Origin of the sequence: Cephaloticoccus primus, from assembly GCF_001580015.1 — a bacterium.
In the GTDB taxonomy this organism is placed as follows: Bacteria; Verrucomicrobiota; Verrucomicrobiia; order Opitutales; family Opitutaceae; genus Cephaloticoccus; species Cephaloticoccus primus.
In genome coordinates this window covers 71,508-86,351 of sequence record NZ_LSZQ01000052.1, presented here as the reverse complement: position 1 = coordinate 86,351, position 14,844 = coordinate 71,508, and the positions used below count along the sequence as shown (strand labels likewise).

The following is a 14,844-nucleotide window of genomic DNA, read 5'->3' as shown; positions in this document are numbered from 1 at the left end:
GCGCGCGAATGGAGTGGGGCCAAGCGAATGGGGGAAGCCCACGCGCGCGGCAGCGCGGCTCACGTTGACTCTGGGGCGGCGGTGGCCTAGCTCCTGCCGCATTATGGAAACGACGACCGCGCCCCTCACGACCTCGCCCTCCGGAAAAAAGCTGCCCAAGAGCTACCTGTCTGCCAAAGAGCGGGAGCTTATCCTGCTAACTGAAGACTTCGATGCATTGTGTTCGGCGGAATCCAGTGCGGCTATGGATGCCGGTGATCGAGACACGTTCTGGGCCTGGATGGCTGTAGTGGAAAACCCTTCGCCTAACAGTTTGATGTTTCTCAAAATCCAGCGCGGTGCGCAGTTTATCCGTGACTGGGGCTTTAACACTGCGCCTGCCGAGGCCGCTTATGGGGCCGACTGGCTGGAGAAGGAGTACCAGCTATGAGCCATCCGCTCCTGGATGATGTGGAGGACGTTCTATTAGCCGAAGAGCGGGCGGTTCTCCGGTTAAGAAAGACTCCTGCCTCTCGTGAGCTGGCGAAGCAGCGCAAAAAATTACTCGCTCAAGTGCGCGAGGCGGCGCGGCTGCGGGATGTGGGGCTGCTGATCTCGATCGAGCTGGCAATCGTGCGCGGCGACCTGCTGCGCTACGCGAACAGCAAGGGGATGCGGGCGAGTTTGCGCGCGGCGCTGGAGGAGCTGCTGGCGGTCGAAGTGCACCTGGGCTACGTCGCCGACAAGGCGCGCTACGCGATCATCGACCGCGCGCACAGCCTGAAGCAAAAGCGGGTAAACGGCTTCCCCAAGGACGATGCGCGGACGGCGCTGGCGAGCCACATCGGGCGCTTGGGCAACATGGACAAGTCGCGCCTCGAAGAGGAAGAGAAGGACCTGGTCGATGCGCGCAGGGCGGCGATGAAAGTCGCCGAGGAATGCTACACCGCCCTGCAAGAGCAGATGCTCGGCAAGCAGCAGCAGGCGTGAGTCTCGCTCACCCCTGCTCCTCGCCCGACGAAGCAGAGGCCCGCCCACTGGCGGCCCTTACATCCCGGGCTGCGTGAGGCCGGGGATCTGGCCTTCCCAATCGGCGGGGCGGCTCCAGGGGATCGACGAGTCGGTACTGGTGCGGGTGATGCAGCCGCCCACAAAGAGCGAGCCGAGGGCGAGAAATAGCAGGGCCAAGAGGCGAGTTTTTACGTTCATAGGGAGTCGGGAAAAGTGGGGGCGGGAGCGGCGGGAGTTCAGACACCCGCGCGCCGCTCAAAAAAATGGAGGCCGCCGTCGCGTGCGGGTTTTGGCTAGGGCGGTAGCCGGGCGGCCTGTGGGCCGCCTGGTTTACGCGCGGTAGAGCGAGCTGTGCCACGGCGTGCGGGCTTGTTTCTTGACGACGCCGTTGGCGGCGAGGTGCTCCAGTACTTTGAAGCTGAGCTCGGGGGAGCCCGCGACCTGGGCGGCGAGCGCTTCGGCGGTCTGGCCTTCGGCGGGTGCGCCCGCCTCGCGCAGGGCGGCGAGGAGCTTGCGCTGGAGCGCGATCACTCCGCTGGCGGCCTTCTTGCCCGCTTCGACTCCGGGTTGGTGGTAGGCGTTGATGCCGATGAGTGAGGCGTAGAGGCCGACGGCGCGTTCGTAGAGCGCGATCAGCATCCCGAGGCTGCGCGGGCTCAGCTCGTCAATCGTCAGGCTGATCGAGCCGCGGTCTTTCTCGCTGAGCGCATCGCGCGTGCCGAGGTAGAAGCCCTGCAGGTAATCGCCGGAGCTGACGTCGGGCTCGACCTGGATCGGTGCGCGCGCCCTCCCGCCCCTCCCGTCGCCGCTGCTGCTGCGATCCTTGAGCACTTCGATAAAGGTCACGAAGAAGTTGTTCACGCCCTCGCGGAGCTGCTGCACGTAGGCGTGCTGGTCGGTCGAGCCCTTGTTGCCGTAAACGGCGATGCCCTGGTTGACGACGCGACCTTCGAGGTCGAGCTCCTTGCCGAGCGACTCCATGACGAGCTGCTGGAGGTAGCGCGAGAAGAGCAGCAGCCGGTCCTTGTAGGGCAGGATGACCATGTCCTTCGCGCCGCGGCCCTCGGTGGCGAAGTGCCACATGAGCGCGAGCAGCGCGGCGGGGTTTTCGCGAGTGATCGGGCGGCGCGTCACTTCGTCGACCGCAGCGGCGCCCGCGAGCATGGCGTCGATGTCGATCCCCTGGAGCGCGGCGGGGAGCAGCCCCACGGCGCAGAGCTCCGAGGTGCGCCCGCCCACCCAGTCCCACATGGGGAAGCGCGCGAGCCAGCCTTCGGCGGCGGCGACTTTGTCGAGCTGCGAGCCTTCGCCCGTGACGGCGACGAAATGCCTGGCGGGGGCGAGCCCCGCGGCGCGAAATGCGGCGGCGGCCTCAAGCATGCCGTTGCGCGTCTCGGCAGTGCCGCCGGATTTGGAGATGACGACGACGAGCGTCTGCGCGAGTTTTCCGCCAATGGCGTCGAGGGCGTAGTCGATGCCGTCGGGATCGGTGTTGTCGAAAAACGAGACACTCATCCGGTCGCGCCCCGGCTGGCCGAGCGCGTGGTGGACGAGCTGCGGGCCGAGCGCCGAACCACCGATGCCGATGACGAGCAGGTGGCTAAAGGGCTGCCCGTCGGGCGCGCTGATCGCGCCGGAGTGCACCTCGGCGGCAAACTGGCGGATGCGCTGGAGCGTGCCGGAGATGGCGTCGCGCAGCTCGGCGCCCGGCGCGAGCTCGGGGCGGCGCAGCCAGTAGTGGCCGACCATGCGCTGCTCATCGGGATTGGCGATTGCCCCGCTTTCGAGCGCGGCCATTGCGGAAAACGCGGCCTGCATGGCGGGCTCTTTCGTCGCCAAAAAATCCTCGGGGAAGGGGATCCGGCTGATGTCGAGCGCGAGGCCGAGCTCGGTGTTTTGATAAAAATATTCTTTGAAGCGTGACCAGGTCATGACGGGTGGGAGCGGGGGCGTTGCCCTTTTTTACTGGCGCGGCGTCGCGGTCGCAGACCGGGCGGCTGTGCCAGTGTAAGGGGGACTTGCGCGCTGGGATGGAGGGTTGGGTGAGTTGCGGGTTACAGGTTCAGATTTTTATCGGTGACGGCGCCTTCGGAAGCCGTGGCGACGAGGGCGGCATACTTGGCCAGGACGCCGCGTGTTTCTTTCGGCGGGGCGGGGCGGTAGGCGGCCATGCGGCGGGCGTATTCGTCATCAGGAATGAGCAGCGAGAGGGTGTTTTTCACTGCGTCAATTTCGATGAGGTCGCCGTTGCGCACGATGCCGATCGGGCCGCCCCTGGCGGCTTCGGGCGTGATGTGGCCGACGTCGAAGCCGTGCGAGCCGCCGGAGAAGCGGCCGTCGGTGATGAGTGCGACATCCTTGATGAGCCCGCGGCCGGCGACGGCGCTCGTGGGCGAGAGCATCTCGCGCATGCCCGGGCCGCCGCAGGGGCCTTCGTTGCGGATGACGACGACGTCTCCCTTTACGACATCGCCGCGCAGGATGCCGCGCAGCGCGTCTTCCTCGCCTTCGTAGACCTTGGCCGTGCCCTTGAAGTACAGGCCCTCCTTGCCGGTGATTTTCCCGACTGCGCCGGTCGGCGCGAGGTTTCCGTGGAGCACGCGCAGGTGGCTGGAGCTTTTGATCGGCTGATCCCAAGGGCGGATGATGTCCTGGCCCTCGGGGTAGGGCGCGTAGGGCGCCACGCCTTCGAGCGTCTGCGCAATCGTCTCGCCGCTGACGGTGAGGCAGTCCCCGTGGAGCAGTCCGCGATCGAGCAGCATCTTCATCATCGGGCGGATGCCGCCGATGCGCACGAGGTGGCTCATATTGTATTTGCCGAAGGGCTTCAGGTCGGCGAGGAGCGGGACGCGCTCGCCGATCTCGCGAAAGTCTTCGAGCGCGAGCGGCACCTTGGCGGCGTGTGCGATGGCGAGCAGGTGCAAGATCAGGTTGGTCGAGCCGCCGAGCGCGATGCACACCGTAATCGCGTTTTCAAAGGCCTTGCGCGTGAGGATGTCGCTCGGGCGGATGCCCTTGCGCAGCATGTTCATGACGGCCTCGCCCGCGCGCTCGCAGTCCTGGCGCTTGGCCTCGCTGATCGCCAGTTGCGCGCTGCTGTTGGGCAAGCTCATGCCGAGCACTTCGATGGCGCTGGCCATCGTGTTGGCCGTGTACATGCCGCCGCAGGAGCCGGGCCCGGGGATGGCGGCGGACTCGACCGCCTTTAGCCCCGCGTCGTCGAGCTCGCCCTTGGCGTGTTTGCCGACGGCCTCGAAAACGGAGACGACGTCGAGCGGTTTTTTGTGATCGCAGTCCTCGGCCGTGAAGCCGGGCAAGATCGTGCCGCCGTAGATGAAGACCGCGGGCCGGTTCAGCCGCGCGATGGCGATCATGGCGCCGGGCATGTTTTTATCGCAGCCGCCGATTGCGACGAGCCCGTCGAAGCCCTCCGCCGCGACCGCGGTCTCGATCGAGTCGGCGATGACCTCGCGCGAGACGAGCGAGTAGCGCATCCCCTGGGTGCCCATGCTGATCCCGTCGGTGACGGTGATCGTGTTGAAGTAAACCGGCTTGCCGCCCGCTGCGGTGATCCCCTGGCGCGCGTGCTCGCTGAGCTCGCCCAGGTGCACGTTGCACGGTGTCATGTCGCTGGGGCTGGAGGCGACGGCGATCTGCGGTTTCTTGAAATCCTCATCGCTGAAGCCCACCGCGCGCAGCATCGAGCGGGCGGGGGCGCGGTCATTGCCATCGACCACGACGGAGGAATGCGGGCGGAGCGTGTCTACTTCGTTTTTGGAAAGGCTCATAGGTGTGGGTCGGGTGCCGACGCTAGCTGGAGCGCGCAAAGCAGCGCAAGGGGTCTTGAGCGCCGCAGGCGGTTTTTAATTTCATGATGCCAGCCCGATTGGCCGCGCTAAAAAGTTCTCCTGCGTACAGGCTTGGGTGTTGCCTCGATTTGGCCGCCTGCGCATTCACTGCGGGCTCGTTTCTCCGCATGGCTTTCAACCTAAAAAAAGTGATTCGCGCGCTGCTGTTTTCATCGACCCAGCCGCTGACGACCAAAGACATCCAGGCGACCTTTGCGCGGTTTCACGACTCGGAGGAGGCGGACGGGAAAGAGCCCGCCGCCGCGCAGCCGCTGGCGGGGAGCACTGCGGGCGCGCAGGAGGGGGAGGCGGCTACGGCAGTGCCCGCCGCTGCTGCTGTGGCCTCGGCAGTCGTGGCCCAAGCCTCTGCCGCTGCCGCCGAGGACGAGGACGCTGCGCAGATGGCCTTCGCTGACGATGTGGATGACGCACTTTATTGCGGCGTGCCCTCGCTGGTGACTGCCGCGCAAATCCGCGATGCGATGGACGCCATCGCTGCCGAGCTGCGCGAGGCCGACGAAGGGCTGCTGCTCATCGAGGGCAGCAGCGGCTACCGGCTCGTGACGCATCCGCGCTTCGCGCGCTGGGTGCGGCTCCTGCGCGGCGAGCCCGCGCCCGCCCGCCTGAGCCGCTCGGCGCTCGAGACGCTGGCCATTGTCGCCTACCGCCAGCCCGTCACGCGCGGCGAGATCGAGACGATCCGCGGTGTCTCTGCCGACGCGGGGCTAAACAAGCTCATCGAGCGCGAGCTGGTCTACATCGTCGGCCGCGCGGAGCTCCCCGGCCGCCCGATCCAGTACGGGACGACCGACCAGTTTCTGGAGTTTGTGGGGCTGCGCTCGCTCGACGAGCTGCCCGCCTCCGACGTGCTCTCCAACCGCCAGATCGACGAGTGGCTGCAAGCCTCTGCCGAGGCCGCCGCGGCTCCCGCCACTGATGCGACGATGGGGCTGCCACTCGAAGCAGGCGAAGGCGAGACGCCCAATCTCGAAGAGGTCTCAATCGAGCCCGAAGCGCTCGCATCGGATGAGTCGCGGGCGGCTTCGGCCGCTGCGGCCGAAGGAACACAGGGCCCGGACGTCGAGTCCCACGCCGCTGCCCCGGTCTCCACAACACACGAAAAAGAGGAGGAACCTGTTTGATGGATCTAGAGCCTATCCGCACCCAGATCGACGAGCTCGACCGCCAGCTCGTCGACATCATTAACCGCCGACTGATGCTCGCCCAAAAAATCGGCGAGATAAAGCGCGCGACCAATGGCGAGATCTACGTGCCCGAGCGCGAGGAAGCCGTCCTGCGCAAGGTGGTCGCCTCCAACACCGGCCCGGTGAAAAATGAGGCCCTGCGTGCGATTTATCGGGAGCTCATGTCGGCGGGGATTGCCCTGGAGAAGCCGCTGTGCATCGCCTACCTCGGCCCCGAAGCGAGCAACACGCATGCGGCGGCGATGAAGAAGTTTGGCGCGAGCCTGGACTATCGGGCGATGGACAGCGTTGCAGGCATCTTTGCGGCAGTCGAAAAAGGCGAGGCCGACTACGCGGTGATCCCCATCGAAAACTCGACCGAAGGCAGCGTGCGCGAGGCACTCGACAGCTTCGTGCAAAGCGACCTGAAAGTCGTGGCCCAGCTCTACGTCGAGATCAACCACGCGCTGATTTCCAACGAGCCGCTCGAAAAAATTACTACCGTTTATTCCAAGGATCAGGCCCTCGCGCAGTGCCGCTACTGGCTGCAACGCCACCTGCCCCAGGCCCGCCTCGTCGAGGCGTCGAGCACCTCGCGCGCCGTGCAAATCGCCGCGGGGGAGCCGGGGGCGGCGGCCGTAGCAGGCGAGCTCGCGGCGGAGTTTTACGGCGTGCCCGTTGTCGCGCGGCAGATTCAGGACAAGACCGATAATACGACGCGCTTCTTCATCATTGGCCACAAGGCCGCTGGGCCGATCGGTGGCGGTAAGGATATGAGTAGCTTCCTCATCTCGCTCGGCGACGAGGCGGCGTCGCAATCCGGCTCGCTGCTCAAAATGCTGATGCCGCTGGCCGAGCGCGGGATCAATCTTTCCAAAATCGAGTCCCGCCCCAGCAAGCTTCGCCCTTGGGATTATTACTTCTTCATCGACGTGAGCGGCCACTACGAAGACCCGCCGATGCAAGCCGCGCTGGCCGAGCTGCGCGAATTCTGCCCGCTGGTGAAATGGCTCGGCAGCTACCCCGCCGTCTCCTCCACATAAGGGCTGAGCTGCCGCGCCGCATTTTGCTACGCCCCGCTTCGCAGCGTGTTTCCCGCTGTGTCGAGCGGGGGAAGATGAGGGAGGCGGGAGCGCGCGAAGCTTCGGCGAAATGTGCGCGTGTGCGGCGCGATTTCTGAAAATACGTCGGCGCCGCCTCCAGTGGGGCACGGCGAGTTTCTTCGCCTTAGCCAGTTTGGTGGGCACAAAAAAACGCAGCCCGGGTGGGGCTGCGTTGAAAGGGGAGTTTTCGCGTTTGGCGCGGAAGCGGCGGCCCGCCGAGAGGGCCTTGCCCGCTACCCGTTGCTCAGACGATCGAGACGCTGCGCTTGGCTTTGTCGAACTGGACGGTGCCGTCCTTCAGCGCAAAGAGCGTCCAGTCGCGCCCGACGCCGACGTTGCGGCCCGGGTGGATGCGCGTGCCGCGCTGGCGGATGATGATGTTTCCGGCCAGGACGGACTCGCCGCCGAAACGTTTTACGCCGAGCCGCTTGGAGTGGCTCTCGCGGCCGTTGCTGGATGTTCCCTGTCCTTTTTTGTGCGCCATGACTGAGTGCTTTCTTTAAATGTGGTGGTTACGGGTGCTGGGGCAGCGTGCGGGCGGAGGAGGTGCCTCAGGCCCTGATCGACTCGACCTTGATGACCGAGAGCTCCTGACGGTGGCCGCGCTTACGCTCCATGCCTTTGCGCTTCTTTTTCTTGAAGACGATGACCTTCTTGCCGCGCTTGTTCTCCAGGATTTTTACCGAGACGACGGCTCCTTCGAGCCGCGGGGTGCCGACCTTAAAGGACTCGCCTTCACCGGCAGCCAACACATCGCTGATCTCCACTAGAGCACCGGCTTCCGTGTTTGGGTAGCGGTTTACGGTCAAGATGTCGCCCTCGGAGACAGTGAGCTGCTGGCCTTGGGTTCGGATAGTCGCTTTCATAGATAAAAGGGCGGGATAGAGCCGCTCAGGCCTTCGCAAGGCAAGGGGATTTTTGGAGCGAAGTTTCCTTTCCTTTGGGACATGGTCTTCGACCGATTTACTGGCGGCGCACTCGTTGGTGCGCCGTCCACCCACGGGCAGAGCGAGTGGAGCGAAAACCCGTTGGGGCGAAGTTTTGGTTTACGGCTTTGGGCGCAGTGGCAACGACGCTGCGCCCAATAAACCGGTCTGCGACCGCTATGGTTCGGGTGGGCTGTAGTTCACGAGGGTGGCGACGCCAGCGCCAAACTTGAACTCGACCTGGAAGCGCACGGGGAGGCGGCGGGTGTCTTGCGAGATCCAGACTTTTACGGTGGAGCCGCGCTTGAACATGCCCTTGGGCTCGGTGCGTTCCATACGCGGCTCCAGGATGAGTGTGCGGAAGCGGCCCAGCGGGGTTTTCAGCTCTTCGTAGCCAGTGGCGTGGATGGTGAGCTCGTAAAAATCGTCCTCGAAAATGACGAGCGCATCGCGGCTTTCGCCCGGGCGCAGATCCCAGGCCCGCGTCTGGATGAGGCTGGTAATCAGGTCCATCGGCTGCCCGGGCGGGAGCACGAGTGGGCGCGATTCTTCGGGGGCCACTTCATTGGTGTAGTGGGCGCGGTGCGCGGGGTAGTCGAAGTCCAGGCTTTGGCGGGTGGCCTTCTTGCGCGAGTGGCTTTCTTCTTCGCTGTGGAGGAGCAGGCCACTGCGCGTATCGAAGAGCGCGATAGACTGCGCGCGGAAGCGGAAGAACTTCGCTACGGTGCTGCGGGTGCGGGTCGTGGTGCTGATGCGCAACAGGCGAGGGGAGCTCGGCGCTCCGTTTTCTTCGGCGAAGTGGTGCCCGCGGCCAGTGGCGTTATCCGTACTGATCGCCGGCATGGGCTCTGACTCGGAGACTTCCTCGGCGCTGATTTTGATTTCACCCGCCTTGGGGAAAATCCCCCACGCGATTTGAAAGTGGAGCTGCTCGCCGTGGCCGAGCGCGAGCGGCTCACTGGAAATGGGTGGAGATGGCGGAGCGGCGGCCTGTTCTGGTGCTGGGCCCGCTTCGGTGCGGGGCGCGAATGCGACCGCAGCGACCAGAAAAACGAACAAGGGGCACAGGGGGCGGCGCATGGCTTTGGTGGCGGGGTGGGGTGATTGGGGCGAGCAGGCGACTTGCGGCACGCGGCACTGCGAGCGCGAGAGCGTAGCGTGTTGTTTTGGCTAGTCTTCCACGGCGGCGGCAGGCGTTGTGGGCCCGGGCTGCTCCACAGTCTGGGTGCCGAAATACTTGCGGCGAATGAGCCGCCACAGCGTCACGAAAAATGCGGTCAGCGGGATCGCGAAGAGCATCCCGAGGATGCCGCCAAAGGCGGTTCCCCAGAAAAAGATCGAGACGATGACGACGACCGGATGCAGCCCCGTGCGCTCGCCCATGATCTTGGGCGTGAGGATCCAGCCTTCGATGTTTTGCACGATCAGGTAGACCAGCAGGACGAGGCCGACGAGTTGCCAGCCGCCCCCGGGCTGGAAAAACGCGAGCGGCACGGTGATCGCCAGGCCGATGATCGTACCGAGGTAGGGGACGATGTTGAGGATCCCGAGCGTCAGCCCGATGAAGAGCCCGAAGCGCAGCCCGACCAGCGAAAATCCTGTCGCGAGCATCACACCCATGAGCAGCGCGATGAGGAGCTGGCCGCGAAAGAAGGCGACCACGATTGCGATAAACTCGTTGAGGAGAAACACGACGTCCTCACGCAGCGAGGGCCGCAAAAAGCCGAGGTGCTCGGGCACGTGGCGGGTCGGCGCCCCGCGCGAGAGCAGAAAGAAAAAAAGGTAAACGGGCACCACGGCGAGCTGCGCGATCGAGCCGAAGAGGCCGAGGATGCCGATGCCCGCCGCCCTGAGCGAGGGCAGCGCCTGCACGAGAAGCCCGTCGAGCTCGCTTGTCAGGCTCTGGGCGATGGTCGCCAGTGTGGGGTTTTCCAACTGCCGCTGCACGATGGCGACCCACTCGGGGTAGGCGCCCTCCAGGTAGCGCGTCGCGCTCTCCCAGAGCGTCGGCACGTAGGCGATGAAGTTGAGCAGTTGGTCGATCAGCGGCGGCAGCAGCAGCACGCCAAAACCCACCATCACGCACACGAACAGCGCGTAAAACGCCGCCACTGCGACGATCCGCCGCCAGCGCAGCCGCCGCTCCACGAGCTCTACGACGGGCAGCATGATGAGTGCGAGCACGCCCGCCATGGCCAGCGGTCCGAAGACTCCGGCGAAGAACGAGACAAGCCGCCCCAGCGCCACCACGCTGGCCACGAGCAGAACGACGATTCCCAGCACGGCGGCAAAACTCAGGGCGAAGCCCACGATGCGGCGCTGTGCCGGACTCAGGAAACGGTGCTGCTGGCTGGGGGCATCCATCGGGAAGTGGGCGCGGATGCTGCCTCCACGCTGCGGTGGCTTACGAGGCTTAACTTTGAGGGCGGTTTTGGGGATTGTCTTGCGGCAGTGCGCGTCCTCGCGCTGCGCTCTCCCTTTCCGCCTCGATCACTGCCTCACTGCTTGTTTTTTGCGCGCACCCGCACTCGCTCGATGCGCCCTTTCCCACGCCCTTGCTCCATGCCCGCCACCGCCTCAGCCGCCGCCACGCACATCCACATCAAAGGCGCGCGCGAGCACAACTTGCGCAACCTCGATGTGCGCCTCCCGCGCGGTCGGCTCATCGTGATCACTGGTCCCAGCGGTTCGGGGAAATCCTCGCTCGCCTTCGACACGCTCTATGCCGAGGGCTACCGCAAATACATCGAGTCGCTCTCGGTGCAGGCGCGCGCCGTGCTCGACCAGCTCAAACGGCCCGACGTGGATTTCATCCACGGTCTCTCGCCCGTCCTCGCGATTGATCAGCGCGGCAGCTCGGGCAGTGGCGGTGGCGGCAGCAGTGCGCGCCACACAATCGCCAGCACCACCGAGATCGCCGACTATGCGCAGCTGCTCTGGGCGCTCGGCGGCGAGCAGTTTTGCCCAAAGGATGGCGGGCGTGTCCGCCGCCGCTCGCTCGACGACAACATCGAGCAAGTCCTCCAGGCTTGTGCGGGCCAGCGGCTCATGCTGCTGGCGCCGGTGCTGCGCGCCCGCCCCAGCGTGCTGCGCGAGGAGCTGCCGCGGCTGCGCCAACGCGGCTTTCAGCGCGTGCGCATCGCGGGAAAAATCGCCGACCTCGACGACGCGGATGCGATTCCCAAAGGGCTCGGTACGCAGGAGCTCGCAGTCGAGCTCGTCGTGGATCGGCTCGTCGTCCAGGCCGATCAACGCGCCCGCCTTGCCGATTCGCTGGAGCTGTGTTTCCGCGAAGGCGGCGACCGCGCGCTTGCGCTGGTGCAGGCGAGCCGCGAGTCCGACGAGTGGCGCGAGATACCGCTCAGCCAGCACCTCGCCTGCGAAGTCTGCGGCGACGTGTTTGAGAAGCTCACGCCGCAGCATTTTTCGGCGAACCATCCGAAAGGCGCGTGCCCGAGCTGCGGCGGGCTCGGCCGCAAGCTGCATTTCGCGCCCGAACTCATCGTGCCCGATGCGTCGAAGAGCGTCCGCGGCGGCGCGATCAAGCCGTGGCGGCTCGGCGGGAAAAACCTGATCATCCGCCACAACGCGCTGCTCAAGCAGCTCGCTGAGCAACTGCCCTTTGATCCCGACCTGCCCTGGAGCGAGCTGCCCGAAGACGTGCGGCAGGTGATCCTGCACGGCGCGGGCGAGCGCGAGTTTGCCTTCAAACTGCGCCGGATGCGCAGCCCGCAGCCGATGCCTTTCCCGGGCGTAATCGCCGACCTGGAGGAGAGTTTTCGCGAGACCAAAAGCGACGGATTTCGCGCGCGGCTGACGACCTTCATGATCAGCGGCCCGTGCCCCGAGTGCCACGGCGCCAAGCTCAACGCGCGCAGCGCCGCCGTGCGCCTCGCGGGCAAAAGCTACCCCGAGTTTCTCGCGCTCGATGTCGAGGAGGCCGCCCGGTTTGCCGCCGGGCTGGAGGCGCGCTTCGCCGCAGACGAGGGCCTGAGCGAGCTCGCGCAAGGCATCTCGCGGCGGCTGCGTTTTCTGCTCGATACGGGCTTGGGCTACCTCGGGCTGGGCCGAGAGCAGGCGACGCTCTCCGGCGGCGAAGCGCAGCGCGTGCGGCTCGCGACGCAGCTCGGCATGGGCCTCATGGGCGTGATCTACGTCCTCGACGAACCCACGATCGGCCTGCACCCGAGCGACAACGCGCGCCTCCTGCGCCAGCTCCAGGAACTGCGCGACAGGGGCAACACCGTCGTCGTCGTCGAGCACGACGAAGATACGATGCGGATCGCCGACGAGCTGCTGGAGCTCGGCCCGGGCGCGGGGAAGCAGGGCGGCGAACTGCTCTTCCAGGGGCCGCTTGATGAGTGCCTCAAACTCTCGCCCAGGCAGTCGCAGACCGCGGGCTACCTCTCGCGCACACTGCGGATCGAAAACGACGCGGGCACGCGCTCGCCCGATGGCGCCTGGCTGACCGTGCGCGAGGCGCGCGAGCACAACCTGAAAGGCATCGATGCGAAATTTCCGGTCGGGCTTTTGACCTGCGTTTCCGGCCCCAGCGGCTCGGGGAAAAGCTCGCTCGTCAACGACATCCTCGCGCAGGCCGCCGCGCGAAAACTCAACCGCGCGAAGACCTTGCCCGGGCTGCACCGCGCCATCGAAGGGCTGGAGTTTTTCGAGAAACTCGTGCTCGTCGATCAAAGCCCGATCGGGCGCAGCCCGCGGTCGAATCCCGCGACCTTTGTCGGCCTGATGGATTTGCTGCGCGAGCTCTTCGCGCAAGTGCCGCTCGCCAAAGTGCGCGGCTACAAGGCGAGCCGCTTTTCCTTCAACGTGCGCGGCGGCCGTTGCGAAACCTGTCAGGGCGACGGCCTGATCAAGCTCGACATGCAGTTCATGGCCGATGCCTACGCGCCCTGCCCGAGCTGCGGCGGGCGGCGCTTCAACCGCGAAACGCTCGAAGTGCGCTTTCACGGACACTCGATCTCCGACGTGCTCGACATGAGCGTGCAGGAGGCGATTGCGCTGTTTCGCAACATCCCGCGGATCATCGACAAGCTGGAAACGCTGGATGCCGTGGGCTTGGGCTACCTGCAACTCGGCCAGGCCGCGCCGACACTCTCCGGCGGCGAGGCGCAGCGGCTCAAACTCTCGCTCGAGCTCAGCAAACGCCAGCAAGGCCAGTCCCTCTACATACTGGATGAGCCGACCAGCGGCCTGCACTGGGTCGACATCCAGCGGCTCATGGACCTGCTCTTCAAACTGCGCGACGCGGGCAACACCATCATCATCATCGAGCACAACCTCGACGTCCTGAATCTGGCGGATTGGCTGATCGACCTCGGCCCCGGCGGCGGCAAGGCAGGCGGCGAGCTCGTCTACGCCGGCCCGCGCTCCGGCATCGAGGCCGAGCCGCGCTCCACTACCGGCACCGCCCTCAAACACTGGGCCACTGCCGCCGCCCAATAAAAGGGTGCGCAGCCGCGCAGCCAGGCGGGAGGGCGGCCCTGCGCGGGCGGCGGTGGCGGGTCGCCACTTCCATTCAATTTGCGATTTTGCCCGTGTGCTGCGCACCCGCCCAAAATCGCAAATTTACGTGAATTCCCCCTGTCGCTGCGCGACAGGAAGAGGACTCAAAGTGCGAATGGGGCGGATTTTTTGGGTTAGCGGGAAAATGCGGCAGTGGCGAAGCGGCGACTCCTGTTTTATGTCGTGCGCTATCGGTTGCGTGGGGCAGTGTCGGCGCTGCCTATGAGACGTTACCACGACGATTACCCCGAGGATCGAGAAGAGTCGGACTGGGACTGGAGCTGGGGCTGGCTGCGGCCCATGATAGTTGGCATCGTGCAGGCGGCAATCATCGCCGTAGCCCTTGCGGTACTCGCGCTGATCGGGCTCGCGCTACTTCTTGCGATTTGGGGTTAAGGGCGCGTGCGCTTTGCCCGCCCTCCCGCCCAAAATCGCAAATTTACATGAAAATCCCCCGCCCTCCGGTCGGATCCGGATTTAACCCGTAAACCGACGGGGTTCGCCCCAATGGGTTCCCGCTCCATTTGCGTTTGGTGCCCCAGCCGCCTGCTGTCACACGCGTGGGGCGTAGGGGAGTGGGGATTTTTTAGTAAAAATTTTTCGCAATTAAGACTTGTCTCCAGTGCTCAGTTCGCCTGTCCTGTGAATCCCTCCCGCCAAAAACGGGGTGTTGAGCTTACGCTCCGCCCCGTTTATCGCCCGGCCTTCGTGGCCGGGCGTTTTTTTTTTGGTTTTTTTGCGCCAATGCCTTGGTGGACGCGAAGTTACGCGTCCTGTACGATTTTGGCTAAAAAACGCTTGCCGAGCTAAACTGCGGTGCTAGCGTCGGCCTCTTTTCCCTAGATTTCACACGTACCCTCAGTATGCCGACCATCAATCAGCTCGTTCGCAAAGGCCGCCGCAAGGTTGTGGCCAAGTCGAAGTCCCCGGCTTTGGACAGCAACCCGTTTCGCCGCGGCGTCTGTGTGCAGGTCATGACCCGCACGCCGAAGAAGCCGAACTCCGCTATTCGTAAGGTCGCCAAGGTGCGCCTGACCAACGGTATCGAGGTGATTTCGTACATCCCCGATGAGGGTCACTCGCTGCAAGAGCACTCGATTGTGCTGGTGCGCGGCGGCCGTGTGAAGGACTTGCCCGGTGTGCGCTATCATATCGTGCGCGGCGCGCTCGACGCGACCGGTGTCGAGAAACGCCGCCGCAGCCGCTCGAAGTACGGGGTGAAGCGTCCGAAGGCCAAGTAAGGGCCACTCACTTTTCAAGAAAACCAATT

Annotated in this window: 14 protein-coding genes; 7 read left to right on the top strand and 7 right to left on the bottom strand. The window is 65.1% G+C overall.

The window, feature by feature from the left end:
• The first annotated feature begins 103 nt into the window (after positions 1-103).
• Positions 104-430 carry a hypothetical protein gene (locus AXK11_RS07040; RefSeq protein ID WP_068630685.1) on the top strand — a complete coding sequence of 109 codons (327 nt, stop codon included), beginning with the start codon at positions 104-106 and terminating at the stop codon, positions 428-430.
• Positions 427-969 carry a hypothetical protein gene (locus AXK11_RS10075; RefSeq protein ID WP_197456836.1) on the top strand — a complete coding sequence of 181 codons (543 nt, stop codon included), beginning with the start codon at positions 427-429 and terminating at the stop codon, positions 967-969. The genes AXK11_RS07040 and AXK11_RS10075 overlap by 4 nt, the downstream gene beginning before the upstream one ends.
• Positions 970-1,026: 57 nt before the next feature.
• Here the strand turns inward: AXK11_RS10075 and AXK11_RS10070 are convergent, their stop codons facing one another.
• The 3 genes from AXK11_RS10070 to ilvD form a co-directional block, all read right to left on the bottom strand.
• Positions 1,027-1,188 (bottom strand): hypothetical protein, encoded by a 162-nt coding sequence (locus AXK11_RS10070; RefSeq protein WP_197456835.1) that lies wholly within the window; start codon positions 1,186-1,188, stop codon positions 1,027-1,029.
• Between the two features lie 132 nt (positions 1,189-1,320).
• Positions 1,321-2,922 carry a glucose-6-phosphate isomerase gene (locus AXK11_RS07030; RefSeq protein ID WP_068630683.1) on the bottom strand — a complete coding sequence of 534 codons (1,602 nt, stop codon included), beginning with the start codon at positions 2,920-2,922 and terminating at the stop codon, positions 1,321-1,323.
• Positions 2,923-3,044: 122 nt separating this feature from the next.
• Positions 3,045-4,778 carry a dihydroxy-acid dehydratase gene (gene ilvD / locus AXK11_RS07025; protein WP_068630681.1) on the bottom strand — a complete coding sequence of 578 codons (1,734 nt, stop codon included), beginning with the start codon at positions 4,776-4,778 and terminating at the stop codon, positions 3,045-3,047.
• A 188-nt stretch (positions 4,779-4,966) separates the two neighbouring features.
• Between ilvD and scpB the strand changes: the two genes are divergently transcribed.
• On the top strand, positions 4,967-5,980 hold the full coding sequence (gene scpB, locus AXK11_RS10295) for an SMC-Scp complex subunit ScpB (RefSeq protein WP_082781008.1): 1,014 nt from the start codon (positions 4,967-4,969) through the stop codon (positions 5,978-5,980).
• Positions 5,980-7,065, top strand: coding sequence for a prephenate dehydratase (gene pheA / locus AXK11_RS07015; RefSeq protein WP_231865793.1), 1,086 nt, complete (start codon positions 5,980-5,982; stop codon positions 7,063-7,065). Before scpB ends, pheA begins: the two co-directional genes overlap by 1 nt.
• A gap of 304 nt (positions 7,066-7,369) precedes the next feature.
• Here the strand turns inward: pheA and rpmA are convergent, their stop codons facing one another.
• The 4 genes from rpmA to AXK11_RS06995 all read right to left on the bottom strand — a co-directional run bounded on the left by rpmA (position 7,370) and on the right by AXK11_RS06995 (position 10,415).
• A complete protein-coding gene (rpmA, locus tag AXK11_RS07010; protein ID WP_068630675.1) occupies positions 7,370-7,609 on the bottom strand; it encodes a 50S ribosomal protein L27 in 240 nt (79 codons plus the stop codon).
• 67 nt (positions 7,610-7,676) lie between these two features.
• The gene (gene rplU, locus AXK11_RS07005; RefSeq protein ID WP_068630674.1) at positions 7,677-7,991 is read right to left on the bottom strand and encodes a 50S ribosomal protein L21; all 315 of its coding nucleotides are present in this window, start codon (positions 7,989-7,991) and stop codon (positions 7,677-7,679) included.
• Positions 7,992-8,228: 237 nt separating this feature from the next.
• A complete protein-coding gene (locus AXK11_RS07000; RefSeq protein ID WP_156469247.1) occupies positions 8,229-9,131 on the bottom strand; it encodes a DUF3108 domain-containing protein in 903 nt (300 codons plus the stop codon).
• Between the two features lie 90 nt (positions 9,132-9,221).
• Positions 9,222-10,415, bottom strand: coding sequence for an AI-2E family transporter (locus AXK11_RS06995; protein WP_068630670.1), 1,194 nt, complete (start codon positions 10,413-10,415; stop codon positions 9,222-9,224).
• Positions 10,416-10,613: 198 nt separating this feature from the next.
• On the opposite strand from AXK11_RS06995, the gene uvrA reads away from it, so the two are divergent.
• The 3 genes from uvrA (at position 10,614) to rpsL (ending at position 14,815) form a co-directional block, all read left to right on the top strand.
• Positions 10,614-13,514, top strand: coding sequence for an excinuclease ABC subunit UvrA (gene uvrA / locus AXK11_RS06990; RefSeq protein WP_068630668.1), 2,901 nt, complete (start codon positions 10,614-10,616; stop codon positions 13,512-13,514).
• A gap of 282 nt (positions 13,515-13,796) precedes the next feature.
• Positions 13,797-13,970 carry a hypothetical protein gene (locus tag AXK11_RS09825; protein WP_156469246.1) on the top strand — a complete coding sequence of 58 codons (174 nt, stop codon included), beginning with the start codon at positions 13,797-13,799 and terminating at the stop codon, positions 13,968-13,970.
• A 467-nt stretch (positions 13,971-14,437) separates the two neighbouring features.
• A complete protein-coding gene (gene rpsL / locus AXK11_RS06980) occupies positions 14,438-14,815 on the top strand; it encodes a 30S ribosomal protein S12 (RefSeq protein WP_068630664.1) in 378 nt (125 codons plus the stop codon).
• Positions 14,816-14,844 lie beyond the last annotated feature (29 nt).